The organism is Marinobacter sp. DUT-3 (assembly GCF_050379435.1).
Taxonomy (GTDB): domain Bacteria; phylum Pseudomonadota; class Gammaproteobacteria; order Pseudomonadales; family Oleiphilaceae; genus Marinobacter.
In genome coordinates, this window is the sequence record NZ_JBNRMG010000014.1 from 17,313 (window position 1) to 33,469 (window position 16,157).

Genomic DNA, 16,157 nt, shown 5'->3' on the forward strand with positions numbered 1-16,157 from the left:
GATGGACTGACACATGCCCAAGCACGCGGTAGAAGCCAATTTCGATGGTCTGGTTGGCCCCACTCACAATTACGCCGGCTTGTCCTGGGGTAACGTGGCATCCAAGTCTAATGTGAATGCTGCGTCCAACCCCAAAGAGGCAGCGCTTCAGGGCCTGGCCAAAATGAAGCGGCTGGCGGACCGGGGGTACGTTCAGGGCGTTTTGCCTCCCCACGAGCGGCCCCACATTCCCACCCTGAAGGCACTGGGGTTCACCGGATCAGATAAGGCCGTGCTGGAAGCTGTTGCCAGGGAGAATCCCTCAATTCTGGCTGCGGCATCGTCTGCGTCGGCGATGTGGACCGCCAACGCGGCCACCGTGTCACCCAGCGCCGATACCTCCGACCATCGGGTGCACTTCACGCCGGCCAACCTGAGTGCCAAGTTCCACCGTTCCATCGAGCATGTGGTGACCGGCAGGGTACTGAAATCCATTTTTGCTGACGAAGCCTGGTTTGCCCATCATCCGGCCCTGCCTTCGGTCAGCCACTTTGGCGATGAAGGAGCGGCCAACCATACCCGTCTGTGCAGCCGTTACGGTGAGCCGGGCGTAGAATTGTTCGTCTACGGTCAGGTGGCGTTCAACGAACAGGCTCCGGCGCCGGTGAAGTACCCAGCGCGGCAATCCCTGGAGGCCTCCCGGGCTATTGCCCGCCTGCACGGCCTGAATGATAGCCACGTGGTCTTTGCGCAGCAGAATCCGGCGGCGATTGATGCCGGCGTGTTCCATAACGATGTGATTGCCGTGGGCAACGCCAACACCCTGTTCTACCACGAAATGGCCTTTCTGGAGGAAGAGCAGGTGCTGGCGGATATCCAGAGCCGGTTAACCGGCGCCGAATTGCAGGCAGTACGCGTCAGCAGCACCGAAGTGCCCATTGAGGATGCGGTGAAATCGTACCTGTTCAACAGCCAGTTGCTGAATACCGCCGACGGCATGTTGCTGGCGGTTCCGGGAGAGTGCCGTGAGGTGCCGTCTGTCAGCCGTTATCTGGATGACCTGATAAAAGGCGATGGCCCGATCACCTCGGTGGAGGTGTTTGACGTCAAACAGTCCATGCGCAACGGTGGCGGCCCGGCGTGCCTGCGTTTGCGAGTTGCGCTGAACGACGACGAACTGAAAGCCATGCATCACGGCGTGTTGATGAACGATGCTCTGTATGAGCGCCTGACCAGTTGGGTCGAAGCCCATTACCGTGAAGAGCTGGCGACGGAAGATCTGGCGGACCCGATGCTGCTGGATGAAGTCCGCAAGGCCCTGGACGAACTGACCGGTATTCTGGGGCTGGGGTCCATCTACGACTTTCAGATTTGAGTTGTTTTGTCGGATTACGCCTGCGGCTAATCCGACAATATTCTTAAGAGGCAATAGAAGAAGTCAGCATGTCCATCGTGTGACGAATCAGTGCGTCTGCGGAGAAATCCGTAGGCGCGTGCGGGGATTCGTCGCCTTCCCGTTCCGCCATTTCACTCTGACACAACAGGATCACGCCATGGAGGGCGCCGCGAAGGTACAGTGCGGTTTGCTCGGGATTGTGAATCCGGTCGCGATTCAGGGTGCCATCCTCCAGACCCAGGCGGATGGCCCCTTCCATAAGCTCCATCAACCCGGATTCCGAGCACATCATGTCCATGGCTTGTTGTTCATCGGCCTCTGTCATGGCGGTGGAGGCCTTGGTCAGTGCTGAAAAATAATCCGGTTCTTCCAGGTAAAACTGGTAGTAGGCCTCACCCATTGCAGTGATCTGTGCCAGGCCCGTGGTGGCGGTATCCCGCGCTTGCTCGAAACGGCGGCACAGACTTTCCCCTGCACGCAATATGATGCTGCGCTGGATTGCCGCCTTGTCCTTGAAGTACACGTACAGCAACGCCCGGCTCAGGCTGGCAGTGCGGGCGATGTCGTCCATGGATGTGCGGTCGTAACCTTTTTCCGAGAATACCAGCTCAGCGGCATCCAGGATGGCGTCGTAACGGGCCTGCTTTTCCCGCTCCCTGCGTGTTTTCAACTTCTCGCTCATTCTCGTGTCCGGTCGGTGGAAACTGCACTGTCATCATACCTTATGACAGATAAAAACTGATTATTGACAATTTGTCAAAGAATGACATTATGTCTTTTAGCAACGATTGCTTGCAGGGATTCCGGGGCAGACAAACATTACAAACACGGAAGGAAGGGCCGGCCATGAATCCGAATAGAATCATCATCAAACCTTTTCTGATTGCGGCCGTCGTGCTGATCATGGCGGGCTGCAAATCCCAGGAAACTTCACCCGGGAGCGCTGTTCAGGCTGTCTCCGTTCGAACGGCGGAAGTGGCGGGCGGCCAGACCGAGGGAATTCCACTGAGGTTTTCCGGGATTATCCGTGCCACCCAGAGAGCCACCCTGACATTCCAGGTGAGCGGAACCCTGCGTGAGCGCGATGTGGAGCTGGGGCAGGAAGTCTCCGAGGGTGATTTGCTGGCGCGGGTGTATAACCCGGCCCTGGAGCCGGCCCGTGATTCGGCCCGGGCCCGGCTGGACGAACTGAATACCCAGTATGACCAGGCCAAACGGGAGTGGGAGCGCTCCAGTCGGTTGCACGAACGGGGTGTGGTTTCCGAACAGACCCTTGAGCAGCTCGCTGCCCGCCGTGATGGCTTGCGGGCCAGTGTCGCGACCGCCCGCGCTTCTCTGGCGGAGGCGTCGCGGTTACTGGAAGAAAGTGTGCTGAAGGCGCCGTTTAACGGTCGGGTGGAAGCGGTGCTGGTTGAGCGGGATGAGTTTGTAGCTGCCGGCCAGCCAGTGATCAGGCTGTCTTCCCCCAAAGGGCGGGAAGTTGAGGTCCGGGTGCCGGCCTACATGCTGAGCCACGTCAGCCTGGGGCAACTGTTACCGGTATGGTCGGTACAGGACCGGAACCGGGCGCCGGAAACCGGTTCCATTGTTGAAATTGCACAGGCAGGGGGCATGCGGGGCGAGCTGCACCCGGTACTGGTGAGCCTGCCCGCTGATACCCTGGAGCCGGGAGAACCGGTTGAAGTGGGCATCACACCGACCGAGGTGGTGGCCACCACGGTTCCCCTGTTGTCCGTCATGAAATCCCCCAGCGGGGCCAGTGTGTTTCGAGTGGCGGATGGTATTGCGCGCCGCGTGCCAATCAGTGTCCAGCGGGTGATCGGCGAACGCGTGGTGGTGGATGCCGAGGGCCTTGAGCCAGGCGATCAGGTTATATACGCGGGTATGACACGGATAACCGATGGTGACGCCGTGGAGGTGCACTGATGGCTTCCCGCTTGCTGAACTGCCAGCGTTTGCTGGGCATGGTGGTGGTCATGCTGTGCCTGTTGGGCATTGCGGCCTACAGCACTATGCCCCGGCAGGAAGATCCGTCGTTTCCCTATCGTGCCGGGATGGTGACCGTGAACTATCCGGGCGCCAGTGCGGATGCCGTGGAACGCCTGGTGCTGAATCCCCTGGCGGATGAGTTGCGGCAGGTGGAAGAAGTGGACTTCACCCAGGCCACCGCGCGAACCGGGGTCGCCATCGTCCAGGTTCGCCTGAACGACACCATATACGACACCGACTCGGCCTGGGACCGGGTACGTCAGGCCATGGACCGGGCCAGGCTCGACTTCCCCGATGATGTCGGGCAGATGTCCCTGGACGACCGCATGATCGATATCCCCGCCATCGTACTGGCGGTGGGCGGCTCCACCTCGGTGACCGAACTGAGCAAGGTGGCTGAACGCCTGAAGCGGAACCTGGCGGACATCCCCGGTGTTTCCAGGATTGAACTGGAGGGGGATGCCGACGAGCAGATCACCCTGGCCCTGGACGACGCCGCCATGTACCGCCTGGGCATTTCCCCGGCCCGGGTTATGGAAACCCTGTCACGGCGAAACCAGACCATTCCCGGCGGCTTTGTCGTGGTGGATGGCCGTCGCATGTCGGTATTGCCCAACAGTGAATTTGCGGATATCGACGCCATACGCGCGACCCCCATCGAACTTCCGGACGGTTCACAGGTACCACTGGCGGCTGCCGCCGAGGTATGGCGCGGGCCGGAAGAACCACGGCAGCCCGAAACCTGGTTTGACGGTGAGCGGGTAGTGCTGGTTTCCGTCATTATGGAAGAAGACTCCACCGATGCCATTCGCTTCGGTGAGCGGGTGAGGGAACGGCTGGACGCCATACGTGGTGATTTTGCTCCGTACCAGTTACGGGAAATGTTTTTCCAGCCCGACAAGGTGGAGCAGCGCCTGGATAACCTTGCCTGGAGCCTGGTGTTGTCCGTGCTTATTATCGTTGCCGTGGTATTTACCGGCATGGGCATCCGCATGGGGATTCTGGTGGCCTCCATCCTGCCGATGGTGGCGTTGATCAGTATTGGCCTGTATGACCTGGGCGGTGGTGTGCTGCATCAGATCGCCGTAATTGGCATGGTGATCTCCCTCGGTATCCTGATCGACAACGCCATCGTGATCGTCGAGAGCATCCAGGGGCATCTGGATAATGGTATGCGCCGGCTGGATGCCCTCAGGCAATCGGTCCGGGAGCTGGCCGGCCCCCTCGGGGCCTCCACCGGGACCACGCTGGCGGCTTTTGCACCGTTGTTATTGTCCAAGGGTGGTACCGCGGACTTCACCCGGGGCGTCCCGGTGATGATCATGCTGACGCTGTCGGTCAGCTATCTGTTAGCCATTTCCGCCGTGCCATTGCTGGCTGCGCGGTTCCTCAAGCCTCGCAAAGCCGTAGGGCAGGGACGTCTGGTGGGAGTGGCCCGGTTCCTTGGTGGACTGGTCTATCGCATGCCCGGGAAGCTGATGCTGGCGGGCCTGGTTCTGGTGCTTATCAGCCTGGCGTTGACGCCGTTTATGAAGCAGCAGTTTTTCCCCAACGCCGACCGGCCGCAGGTGATTGTGGAACTCTATATGCCGGAAGGTACCGATCAGGAACGCACCTCCGCCGTGGCCGCCGACCTTGAGCGGGCCATCCGTGAGCGACCGGAAGCCGTGCGGATTCACCGCTTCACCGGATTTACCGGACCGAGCTTCTATTACAACCTGCAACGTTCACCCCAGGCGCCCAACCGGGGCCGCATCGTGGTGTCGACACCGACGCTGGCCGACACCACCGAGTTGATTCCGTGGATCCGCGAATACGCCAACAGCCATCTGCCGGAGCTGAACCTGTCCGTGGGTATCCTGGGGCAGGGGCCGCCCCGCGCCGCACCGGTGGAAGTCAGGGTTTATCATGCTGACGATGACACCAGAGCGGAAGCCGTGGAGCGGGTATTTTCGGTTTTGCGACGAGTCGAAGGCACGGTGGACGTGCGTCACGATCTGGATATTGGCGTACCCAGCATTGCTATCAACGTGGATGACGCGAGTGCAGCGCGATACGGTATCAACCGTTCTGATGTTGCCCAGGGGCTTTATGGCCAGAGTTTTGGCGTGGTCGCAGAGCAGTACCGCCAGGAGGAAGATCCTATCCCCCTGGTGTTGCGATCCCGGGAAGGTACCGGCCTGTCGCTGTCACGCCTGTTGTCGATCAACATCTACAACGACCAGGGCGACGCTGTGCCCTTGTCGGCAGTGACGTCGGTGGAAACGTCCTGGGAGCCGGCAGCACGCTATCTGCGCAATGGCGTGCGAATGAACACCGTCACCGCCAACCTGCTGACCGGATACAGCTTCAGTCAGGCCCTGCAGGGGCTGGAAGCAGCACTGGAAGACAACCCGCTGCCGCCGGGGACGCGATTGAGTATGGGCGGTGACGCGGAAGGCTCCGACGATGCCAACAATGCCCTGCTGACAACCGCTCCGATCGGCATCTTGCTGTTGCTGTTCTTCCTGCTGATCCAGTTCAATTCCTTCCGCCGCGTGGGCATCATCCTGCTGACCGTACCGCTGGCGACCGTTGGCATCTTCCCCGGCCTGGTGCTGTCCGGATCGCCGTTCGGGTTCCAGTCACTGCTTGGGGTGATTGCCCTGGTGGGCATCGTGGTGAACAACGCCATCGTGCTGCTGGACGTGATGGACCGACAACTGGAAAAAGGCGAGGGCATTCGTGAGGCGGTACGCACCGCAGTGGAACAGCGCACGCGCCCGATCTTGCTGACCACCGCGACCACCGTAGCGGGCCTGCTGCCGCTGGCATTCTCCAGCTCCACACTGTGGCCGCCCATGGCCTGGGCCATCATCTCCGGCCTGCTGGCCTCCACCGTGCTGACCCTGCTGGTCATACCCGCGGTCTGCAGCAAGGTCATCCGCTGCAGGGTCGCCGAACCCGAGAACGCACCGGCATAAAAGACAACAGGCGGAATCAGGCCCCGAGCGTTTGCCGGGGCCTGATCAACAACCCGACCCGCTGCCCCACCGGCACATTCCGGTTGGGAAACACAATCGACTCCGGCGAAGGCCCCACCCGATACTCCGTTTCCGCATCCTCCCAGATCAACGTTCCGGGAGCGTACTCGGTGAAATTGGACACATCATCCGGAACGTGGAAACGGAAACTGTCGCCAGTATTGATGATCTCATGCACCACTTCGAAGATGGCCAGGTAATCGTGAGGCGGCCTGGGTGGAACCGGTGGTAGTCCACTCATACGACGACGCAGGGCATCGCCAATGCCGGTGAACCGACTCAGATCATTCTGACCAAAGGGCCGGACCTTCCCCAGCTCCACCGTGAAACTCTCCGCCTTCAGCACAGAAGACGAAAACGACGAAAACGTCGTCCCCTCCCGGTGCTGCAGCAGCAACGTCTCAACCCCGGCCTCCAGCAAAAAATCACACTGCGCCTTGGGCGCTTCCCGCCCCGTCACAAACGGGTACAACGCAAACTTCTCCCGCCGGGATGGCCGAATCGCCGTATGCAAATCATAGTGAAACAGATTGTTGGGATGCAGCGTCGCAAACTGCCGACAAACCTCCTCCAGAAACTGCGCCCGGGCCGCCTCGGGCAACCCCTGGTAAGCATCTTTTCCATGAGCGCCATGAAACAGCCGGTTCATATTCGCATCGACAAACCGGTCACCGGACACCATCGCTGGCGGATTGCCCAGAATCAGCAGCACCGGACAGGCCAGCGCCCATTGTCCGTTCAGCAACTCCGTCACCAGACCGTTCAACACCTCAATAGGCGCGGTTTCATTGCCGTGGACCCCGGCAGAGATGATCAATGCCTCATGGTTGGGATTAGGACGGTCTTCCGGAGGGCAGAGTTCGAGAACTCCAGTAGCTCGACGAAGGGCGCGAGTGCCATCTGGCAATTGGGTTTTGATTTCGGGAAGCGGATTAGTGCAGTTGGCGAGTGTATGGGCCAACCAGTCGGGATGAGCATCAAAGAGGCAATCACTGGCTTTCATAGAATCCCCGCAAAGAGTCTGGGGTCAGCCGGCAGGAGCGCCTCCCGGGAATCTTGAAGGCCAGGGACGGCCTGAAAGAAGCGCACATGGATGTGCTCGTAAAAGCTTCCAGGAGGCGCCCCTGCCTGCTGGCCGTACACCTGTGGCCGACATATAGAAAACAAGCCGTCAGGAACCGATCGGCCGCTGATGCTTCAGCAAATGATTTTCCAGCTTGCGGAACGCAAACACCAGCGCAAACGTCAGCAGCATGTAGAGCAAAGCCACAAACAGGAAGGCATCGAACGGCGCATAAAATCGCGAGTAGATATTCCGGGCAGCCCCGGTAAGATCCACAATGGTCACCACGCTGGCAATCGCACTCGCGTGAAGCATGAAAATCACCTCATTCGAGTACGCCTGCACCGCCCGCCGCGCCGCACTCGGCAACACAATACGCCGCATGCGCAGGAACCAGTTCATGCCATAAGCCTTCGCCGCCTCAATCTCACCATGGGGCGTCGATATAATGGCACCGCGGATAATCTCGGTGGTATAGGCCGTCGTATTCAGAACGAACGCCAGCAGGGCAGGGTAAAAAGGCTCGCGGAAAATCTCCCACCAGAAAGTTTCCTGAATACCCTCAATCTGCGCCAGACCGTAGTAGATAATATAAAGCTGAATCAGCAGCGGCGTGCCACGGAACAGGTAGGTATAGAGCCACACCGGGCCCGAGATAAAGGGATTTCTGACCGTACGCATTATCGCCAGCGGAACCGCCAGCAATAAACCAATCACCAGGGACAGAAACACCAGGTGAACCGTCGTGACCAGACCATCCCAGTATTCCATGATGGTCATGGCGGTAAAGATATCGTTCTGGTTCAGCCACTGGGCAATAAAATCAGGCATCACTTACCCCTCCTGAACCACGCCGACGTTGGCCCGTTTATTGAGCCACTTGATAAACAGTTCCGAGCCTGCCGTCAGGGTCAGGTACATAAGCGCCACCGGAATGAAAAAGTGGAAAGGCATCCGCTCCGCCTTGGCGGCTTCCTCGGCCACGCGGACCATGTCCGTCAACCCGATGATGGACACCAGGGCCGTGGTTTTGAGCAGCACTTGCCAGTTGTTGCCGATACCCGGCAGGGCATGGCGCAGCATCTGCGGAAACATGATTCTGCGGAAGGTGTGCCAGCGGGTGAAACCATAGGCGCGGGCTGCCTCTATCTGACCGGAGTCCACGGCCAGGAAGGCCCCGCGGAAGGTTTCGGTCATATAGGCGCCAAAGATCAGCCCGATCGTGATCACCCCGGAGATGAACGGATCGAACTGGAAGAAAAAGTCGATTTCGTAAGCGTCCCAGACATAATCCGAGATCATGTTCACGACGACCTGACCGCCATAGTAAAACAGCAGCATCATCACCAGATCGGGTACACCGCGGATAAGCGTGGTATAGGCCGTGGCAGCACCTTTGGCCGCCCGACTGTTTGATAGCTTGGCAGAGGCGCCGATCAGCCCAAGGGTCACAGAGAGGACAAGGGAGAGGAAGGCCAGTTCAGCGGTGACAACCGCCCCTTCCATCAGGGCCGGGCCATAGCCTTTCAAATCGAGCATGGGAACGTCCGGTAAGCAGGGGGCGGCCGTTGTGGCCGCCCCGAAGCAATTTTACATCTTGATGTCGTAAGCGAAGTACTTCTTCATGATGGTGTCGTAGGTACCATCTTCCTTCAGAGTGGCCAGGGCCGCGTTCACTTCTTCCGCCAGGTCCTTGTCACGCTTGCGCATCGCAACGCCAACGCCTTGGCCCAGCTTGACCGGATCCGCCACTTCCTTGAAGCCTTCCTTACTCAGTACGGTCTGCTCACCCACCGGGTAATCCACGAAGACCACGTCCAGGCGCTGACCTTCCAGATCCAGAACCATGTCGTCTGCTGTGGTGTAGCGCTTGATGGTGACAATACCGCCGAGCTCCTCGGTCACGAAAGTGTCCATGGTGGTGCCGCGCTGAACGCCAACGGTCTTGCCCTGCATGGCTTCTTTGTCGGTGACGTCGGTGTCGAAGCCTTCAGGGGCGAACCAGCCGCCCGGGGTGTTGTAGTACGGCTCGGAGAACAGTACCCGCTCGGCACGTTCCGGAGTGATGGACATGGAAGACATGATCAGGTCGAACTTGCGCGCCAGCAGACCCGGGATCATGCCGTCCCATGCCTGGATAACGAAATCGCAGTTGGCGTTCATTTCTTCGCACATGGCTTCTGCCAGTTCGACTTCGAAACCGGTCAGCTCGCCATTGTCGTCCTTGTATTCGAACGGCTCGTAGGGCACATCAAATGCGATGCGGAGGTTGCGTTCCTGGGCCTGCACGCCGCCTGCGATCATGGCCAGGGCGCAGCTTGCTGCAATAATCAGTTTTTTCATGTGTCACTTCTCCAGTGTTTTGCCTTTTGGGCTTTATTTTTTGATGGAAGTTTGTGGTTCCAACTTTTTATTTCTTCACCGGTTCAAGATAGCACCGAGTGTCAGAAGTTGGGAGCCAGGAACTGTTTCATGCGTTCCGAATCCGGGTTATCAAACACTTTATCGGGTGTACCCTGTTCCTCGATCACGCCCTGATGCAAGAACAGGACCTGACTTGACACATCCCTTGCAAATGCCATCTCGTGGGTGACCACGATCATGGTGCGGCCTTCCTCGGCCAGGCTTTGCATCACCTTCAATACTTCTCCGACCAGTTCCGGATCCAGCGCTGATGTGGGTTCATCAAACAGCATGACCTCGGGCTCCATGGCCAGTGCGCGGGCAATCGCCGCACGCTGTTGCTGGCCGCCGGACATCTGGGCCGGGTAGTAATCCTTGCGCTCGTAGATTCCGACTTTGTTCAGGTAGGCCTCGGCGCGCTCAATGGCTTCCTTTTTGGGAACCTTGAGTACGTTGACGGGCGCTTCAATGATGTTTTCCAGCACGGTCATGTGGGACCAGAGGTTAAAGCTCTGGAACACCATCGACAGCTTGGCGCGGATCAGTTCAACCTGCTTGTTATCGGCGGGGATACGCTCGCCCTTACGATTCTTGGTGAACCGGATTGGGTCGCCGTGCACGATAATGTCGCCGGAGGTCGGGGTTTCGAGCATGTTGATGCAGCGCAGGAATGTACTCTTCCCGGAGCCGGAACTGCCAATCAGGGAAACCACATCACCTTTACGGGTTTCCAGCGAGATACCCTTGAGCACTTCAAGCTGGTCAAAGGTTTTGTGAATATCCCTGCAGATCAAAGGCGCTTGTTCCGCCATGGGCGACTCCTGAGGCTGTCATTCAAAGGCGCATGTTTTACGGACTGTGGCATCGGAAATCAATACCCCTTTCAAAGGGTTTTACCGAGAATTACAACAGATTCCGCCAAATCATTGTGTCGCAATGTTGGTGCAATGCAAGTTTTTTGCGTCGGTCGGACGGGTGACCGACGCCCCCTCTTCTTCAAGGTGCTTCAGGGATGTGATGACAAACCTGACGTGAGATGTCGCCGCTTTTTGCGCTGCGGCGGCACGACCGGAAAGTATCGCCCGGTATAGGCGGTGATGCTGTTTCATGATGGTTTGCCGCATTTCCTCGCGAGGGTTCAGGTTGGCCACGGACGCCTGCACGGTTAACAGCATCATTTTTTTCAATCCGTTCAGAATGTGAACCAGGACCGGATTGTGGGACGCCTCCACAATGGCCTGATGGAAGCCGTGGTCGGGTTCGGCATTGCTGAGTGGGTCGGTCTCTCCCAGCCGTTCGAAGGCACGGGTAATCCGTATCCGGTCCATGTTGGTGGCTCTTTGGGCGGCCAGCCAGGCAGCCTGGCCTTCAAGCTGTTCGCGCACTTCAAGCAGGTCATAAAGCGTGCGGGAGTGCCCGGAATACAGGTGCATCAGGGGGCTGCTGTCATCGGCTTCCGAGCTGCCTGGCAAGATACTGGCTACGAACGATCCCTTACCGTGATACGTTTTGATTACGCCCCGGCCCTGCAGCTCATGCAGCGCTTCACGGACAAGCGCCCTGGATACCCCAAGCCGAAATGCCAGCTGTCTTTCTGACGGAATTTTCTGGCCGGGCGCCAGGCCGCCGTCGAGAATCAGTTGTTCCAGCCGAAAAGAAATGTCTTCCGATTGAGCCATAACCCGCCTTGTTCCGATCACTACCTGTTGCTGACGAATGAACTAGAGTTGGTATACCTGACAGCATAGTCTCCAAAAACTGGTCAGACCAGTGCTCAATAATCTGGACTAACCTGTGCGTGATCCGGACTATGGAAACAGGTTGGGCGTCAGGACTTTGCACGCCCAAATGACTTCACCTGGCAGACATGGGAGCGACCACATATGTTGACGATCAATCGACTGGACTTGGGAGATGCGAGACTCCTGATTGAGGGGGCGGCACAGAAGGCTCGTGACATTGGCGTACCCATGTGTATCGCGATAGTGGATGAGTCCGGCAACCTCATCGCTTTTGAGCGAATGGACGGCGGCAAGATTACCAGTGTGACCATCGCGCAGGACAAGGCGTTTACTGCTGCCGCTGCCAAGAAAGCCACTCACGACTACAACAAGGTCAACGTACCGGGCAGCCTGGCGTTCGGTATTCATACCGAAGTGGGCGGCCGCATCAGTTCCGTCGGTGGCGGACTACCCGTGATTGTTGACGGCGAAGTGGTGGGCGGTATCGGCCTGAGTTCCGGTACCCCGCAGCAGGACATGGACTGTGCCCAGGCAGGTATCGACCATTTTGAAACCAAACGCGGTTAATGGCTGTCACAGCTGAAGCGACACATTCCCAGAGACTGATATGACCATCAAGCCGAAAGTCAGCAAAGCAGACCTGGCGGAGCAGTTCCGGACGTTTATCGACCCGGACTATGTCATTACCGATGACGAAACCATGAAGCCCTACGAATGCGACGGCATGTCCATGTACTGCGAAATGCCGTTGTTGGTGGTGCTGCCGGAAACCGTCGAACAGGTACAGCGGGTGATGCGCATCTGCAATGAAAACGCCGTGCCGGTGGTGGCCCGTGGCGCGGGCACTGGGCTCAGTGCTGGCGCCATGCCCAACAAGGAAGGCGTGGTGCTGTCACTGGCCAAGTTCAATCGTATTCTTAATATCGACCCGCTGGCGCGCACGGCCAGTCTGCAGCCCGGCGTTCGTAACCTGGCGATCAGCGAGGAAGCGGCCCAGTATGGCCTCTATTACGGTCCCGATCCTTCCTCCCAGATTGCCTGCACCATCGGCGGCAATGTGGCGGAAAACTCCGGCGGCGTGCATTGCCTGAAGTACGGCCTGACCGTCCATAACATCCTTAGCGTGGAAATGGTCACCGCCGAAGGTGATGTGGTTACCGTCGGTAGCGATGGTCTCGACAGTTGCGGCATGGACCTGCTGGCGCTGATGACCGGCTCCGAAGGCCTGCTCGGTGTGGTCACCGAGGTCAAGGTCAAACTGCTGCCCAAACCCGAAGTGGCCCAGGTAGTCATGGCCGGTTTTGACAGCGTGCAGAAAGGCGGTGATGCGGTGGGCGGCATCATCGCCCACGGCATCATCCCCGGTGGTCTGGAAATGATGGACGGCCACGCCATTATCGCCGCCGATGACTTTGCCCATGCCGGTTATCCGCGGGATGCCAAGGCCTTGCTGCTGTGCGAAGTGGACGGCACCGAAGAAGAAGTGCATGAACACATCGCCGAAGCGGAAGAGGTCTTCCGCAAACTGGGCGCCACCTCGGTGCGAACCTCCCAGAGTGAAGAAGAGCGCGCACTGCTGTGGAAAGGACGCAAGTCCGCCTTCCCTGCGGTGGGCCGTATCTCGCCGGATTACTACTGCATGGATGGCACCATTCCCCGCCGTGAAATCGCCCACGTGCTGACCGAGATGGAAAAAATGTCGGAAGAATTCGGCCTGCGGGTGGCCAACGTATTCCATGCCGGCGACGGCAACCTGCACCCGCTGATCCTGTTCGATGCCAACGTACCCGGCGAATTCGAACGCACCGAAGCGTTCGGCAGCAGCATCCTTTCCCTTTGTGTGGAAGTGGGCGGCTGTATTACCGGGGAACACGGTGTGGGTGTGGAAAAAGTTCGCCAGATGGCCGTGCAGTTCAACGACGAAGAACTGCAGCAGTTCCACGACATCAAAGCTGCGTTCGACCCCAAGGGCATCCTGAACCCGGGTAAAGCCGTCCCGGCTTTGCGGTTCTGCCAGGAATACCGCTCACTCGAATACAAATTACACAAGCACGACCATACGGATGCCGCCCATGGCTGATAATCTCCAGACACTCCGCGAGCAAGTGCTCCGGGCCCGGGATGGCGGGCAAAAACTCAATATCGTTGGTGGCGGCACCAAAGCCTTCATGGGTCGCGCCGCCGATCCGGATGCCGGCACTCTCAACGTAGGAGAGCATACCGGAATCGTCGACTACCACCCGGTGGAACTGGTGCTCACCGTGCGCGCCGGCACCACCCTGACAGAAATAGAAGCGACCCTGGCCGAAGAAGGGCAGGCGCTGCACTTTGAACCACCCCATTTCGGCGAAGGCTCCACCATCGGCGGTACCCTGGCCTGCAACCTCTCCGGCCCCGGCCGCCCCTGGGCCGGCTCCGTGCGCGACCAGGTGTTGGGTGTACGGCTGATCAACGGCAAAGGCGAACACCTGCGCTTTGGCGGCCAGGTGATGAAAAACGTCGCCGGTTATGACGTTTCCCGCATGCAGGCCGGCGCCATGGGCACCCTCGGCGTGCTGACCGAAATCAGCATGAAAGTCATGCCCAAACCGGCCGCCACCCTGACTTTGGTTCAGGACATGGCAATGGCCGACGTCATCCACTACATGAACAGCCGCGCCGCCGAACCCAAACCCATCACCGCCGCCTGCTGGCTCGACGGCAAGGTCTACGTCCGCCTGTCCGGTGCCCGCTCGGCGGTGGAAGCCACCGCTGAGAAATGGTCCGGCGAGGTAATGGAAAACGGCGACCAGTTCTGGCGCCAGATCCAGGATATGCAGCATGAATTTTTCACCGGTGACGACCCGTTATGGCGCTTCTCCGTGGGCTCCACTGCTGCTAATCCAAAGCTCGACGGCCCCTGGCTGATCGACTGGGCCGGTTCCCAACGCTGGTACCGGGGCGACGCCGAATTGAAACAGATGGAGACGCTGGCGAAAGAGGCCGGAGGACAGGTCAGCCTGTTCCGTGGCGGCGACCGCGAGGGTGAAGTGATGCATCACCAGCCGGATGCCCTGAAAGGTATACAGCGGCGTGTGAAAAATTCGTTCGATCCCGATGGTATATTCAACCCGGGCCGGCTCTACAGCTGGTTGTAACGAATTGAATTGTCCGGAAAAGGAGAGAAGAAGCCCTCTTCGATGTCCGGGAAGCGGGCGGGTAGATCTTCTCTGAAACTGTGCGGAGCCATGGATGGCGGAGCCCAAGCACACATGGATGTGCTTGAAGCGTGTTTCAGAGAAGATCTACCCGCGCGCTTGTGCTCCAAAACATAAAAGCAGGTAAAAAATGCAAACCAATCTAGTCCAACAATTCGCCAACACCAAAGAAGGGCAGGAGGCCGAATCCATCCTGCGGGCCTGCGTCCACTGCGGCTTCTGCACGGCAACCTGTCCCACCTACCAGGAACTCAATGACGAGCGCGACGGCCCCCGTGGCCGCATCTACCTCATGAAAATGTTCCTCGAAGGCCAGGAAGTCACCGAAAAAACCCGCGAACACCTGGACCGCTGCCTCACCTGCCGCAGCTGCGAAACCACCTGCCCCTCCGGCGTCCAGTACGGCCGCCTGATAGATATCAGCCGCGGCCTGATGGAAGAAGAAATGCCCCGCCCGCCAAAAGACAAGTGGGTACGCTGGGCACTGGCGCGCGTCCTCCCCAACCGCAAACTGTTCGGGGTGTTGCTGCGCCTCGGCCAACTGTTTCGCCCGGCGCTGCCGGAAAAACTGCGCACCAAAGTACCACCCAGAAAAGAAGCCAGCCCCTGGCCTGCGGCGAGCCATAGCCGCATCGTGCTGGCATTGGCCGGTTGCGTGCAGCCGTCCGCCACCCCCAACACCAACGCGGCCGCCGCCCGTGTGCTCGACCGCCTCGGCATCACCATGGTGGAAGCGCCGGAAGCCGGTTGCTGTGGCGCAGTGAACTACCACCTGTCCGAACACGAGAAAGGCCTGGAGCGCATGCGCCAGAACATCGACGCCTGGTGGCCCGCCATCGAAGCCGGCGCCGAAGCCATCATCATGACCGCCTCTGGCTGTGGCGCCATGGTGCAGGACTACGGCCACCTGCTGAAGGATGATCCGGTCTACGCCGCCAAGGCCAAAAAGGTGAGTGAGCTGACCATCGACCTGGGCGCATTCCTGCTCAAACAGGACTTGGATAAGCTCAAAGTGCACCAGAATCCGGGCAAGGTGGCCTTCCATTGTCCCTGCACCCTGCAACACGCCATGCAACAGAACGGCGTAGTGGAACAGGTGCTGACCAAAGCGGGCGTGAACCTGGCTGCCACCAAAGACAAGCACTTGTGTTGCGGGTCAGCGGGTACATACTCCGTGCTCCAGCCGGAGCTCAGCCAGAAGCTGCTGGGTAACAAACTCAAGGCACTGACCGTCGATAACCCGGACCGCATCGTCACCGCCAATATCGGTTGCCAGATGCACCTGGAAACCAAAGCCACTGTGCCAGTTCAGCACTGGATCGAATTACTGGACCAATAACCTCTGCTATAGTCCCCGGCTTACAA

Annotated in this window: 14 protein-coding genes; 7 read left to right on the forward strand and 7 right to left on the reverse strand. The window is 59.0% G+C overall.

All coding sequences use genetic code 11. The features are described 5' to 3' along the window. The first annotated feature begins 13 nt into the window (after positions 1-13). Complete coding sequence (astB, locus tag ACQUWM_RS16770; RefSeq protein WP_428922901.1) at positions 14-1,354, forward strand: N-succinylarginine dihydrolase; 1,341 nt, start codon at positions 14-16, stop codon at positions 1,352-1,354. A gap of 43 nt (positions 1,355-1,397) precedes the next feature. On the opposite strand, the gene ACQUWM_RS16775 is transcribed toward astB, so the two are convergent. Continuing rightward, positions 1,398-2,057, reverse strand: coding sequence for a TetR/AcrR family transcriptional regulator (locus ACQUWM_RS16775; protein ID WP_428922902.1), 660 nt, complete (start codon positions 2,055-2,057; stop codon positions 1,398-1,400). Positions 2,058-2,221: 164 nt separating this feature from the next. Here ACQUWM_RS16775 and ACQUWM_RS16780 point away from each other — a divergent pair, with 164 nt between their 5' ends. Together ACQUWM_RS16780 and ACQUWM_RS16785 are read left to right on the forward strand one after the other, a co-directional pair. Then, positions 2,222-3,301 (forward strand): efflux RND transporter periplasmic adaptor subunit, encoded by a 1,080-nt coding sequence (locus tag ACQUWM_RS16780; protein WP_406987534.1) that lies wholly within the window; start codon positions 2,222-2,224, stop codon positions 3,299-3,301. After that, entirely contained in the window at positions 3,301-6,327 is a 3,027-nt protein-coding gene (locus ACQUWM_RS16785) for an efflux RND transporter permease subunit (RefSeq protein ID WP_428922903.1), read from the forward strand. The genes ACQUWM_RS16780 and ACQUWM_RS16785 overlap by 1 nt, the downstream gene beginning before the upstream one ends. A gap of 16 nt (positions 6,328-6,343) precedes the next feature. On the opposite strand, the gene astE is transcribed toward ACQUWM_RS16785, so the two are convergent. The 6 genes from astE to ACQUWM_RS16815 form a co-directional block, all read right to left on the reverse strand. Next, positions 6,344-7,390 carry a succinylglutamate desuccinylase gene (gene astE, locus ACQUWM_RS16790; RefSeq protein ID WP_407002619.1) on the reverse strand — a complete coding sequence of 349 codons (1,047 nt, stop codon included), beginning with the start codon at positions 7,388-7,390 and terminating at the stop codon, positions 6,344-6,346. A gap of 168 nt (positions 7,391-7,558) precedes the next feature. Beyond that, positions 7,559-8,281: an ABC transporter permease gene (locus ACQUWM_RS16795; RefSeq protein WP_407002613.1), complete on the reverse strand. Its 723-nt coding sequence runs from the start codon at positions 8,279-8,281 to the stop codon at positions 7,559-7,561. Between the two features lie 3 nt (positions 8,282-8,284). Then, positions 8,285-8,989, reverse strand: a complete 705-nt coding sequence (locus ACQUWM_RS16800; protein WP_428922904.1) for an ABC transporter permease — start codon at positions 8,987-8,989, stop codon at positions 8,285-8,287. Positions 8,990-9,040: 51 nt separating this feature from the next. Then, positions 9,041-9,793 carry a transporter substrate-binding domain-containing protein gene (locus ACQUWM_RS16805; protein WP_428922905.1) on the reverse strand — a complete coding sequence of 251 codons (753 nt, stop codon included), beginning with the start codon at positions 9,791-9,793 and terminating at the stop codon, positions 9,041-9,043. Positions 9,794-9,894: 101 nt separating this feature from the next. After that, the gene (locus ACQUWM_RS16810) at positions 9,895-10,665 is read right to left on the reverse strand and encodes an ABC transporter ATP-binding protein (RefSeq protein WP_407002610.1); all 771 of its coding nucleotides are present in this window, start codon (positions 10,663-10,665) and stop codon (positions 9,895-9,897) included. A 111-nt stretch (positions 10,666-10,776) separates the two neighbouring features. Next, complete coding sequence (locus tag ACQUWM_RS16815; RefSeq protein WP_428922906.1) at positions 10,777-11,532, reverse strand: FCD domain-containing protein; 756 nt, start codon at positions 11,530-11,532, stop codon at positions 10,777-10,779. A gap of 204 nt (positions 11,533-11,736) precedes the next feature. Between ACQUWM_RS16815 and ACQUWM_RS16820 the strand changes: the two genes are divergently transcribed. The 4 genes from ACQUWM_RS16820 to glcF all read left to right on the forward strand — a co-directional run bounded on the left by ACQUWM_RS16820 (position 11,737) and on the right by glcF (position 16,131). Continuing rightward, positions 11,737-12,162: a GlcG/HbpS family heme-binding protein gene (locus ACQUWM_RS16820; RefSeq protein ID WP_407002608.1), complete on the forward strand. Its 426-nt coding sequence runs from the start codon at positions 11,737-11,739 to the stop codon at positions 12,160-12,162. 40 nt (positions 12,163-12,202) lie between these two features. Next, positions 12,203-13,675, forward strand: a complete 1,473-nt coding sequence (locus ACQUWM_RS16825; RefSeq protein ID WP_428922907.1) for an FAD-linked oxidase C-terminal domain-containing protein — start codon at positions 12,203-12,205, stop codon at positions 13,673-13,675. Next, on the forward strand, positions 13,668-14,732 hold the full coding sequence (gene glcE / locus ACQUWM_RS16830) for a glycolate oxidase subunit GlcE (protein WP_428922908.1): 1,065 nt from the start codon (positions 13,668-13,670) through the stop codon (positions 14,730-14,732). Before ACQUWM_RS16825 ends, glcE begins: the two co-directional genes overlap by 8 nt. Positions 14,733-14,922: 190 nt before the next feature. Then, on the forward strand, positions 14,923-16,131 hold the full coding sequence (gene glcF / locus ACQUWM_RS16835; RefSeq protein ID WP_428922909.1) for a glycolate oxidase subunit GlcF: 1,209 nt from the start codon (positions 14,923-14,925) through the stop codon (positions 16,129-16,131). Positions 16,132-16,157: the final 26 nt, after the last annotated feature.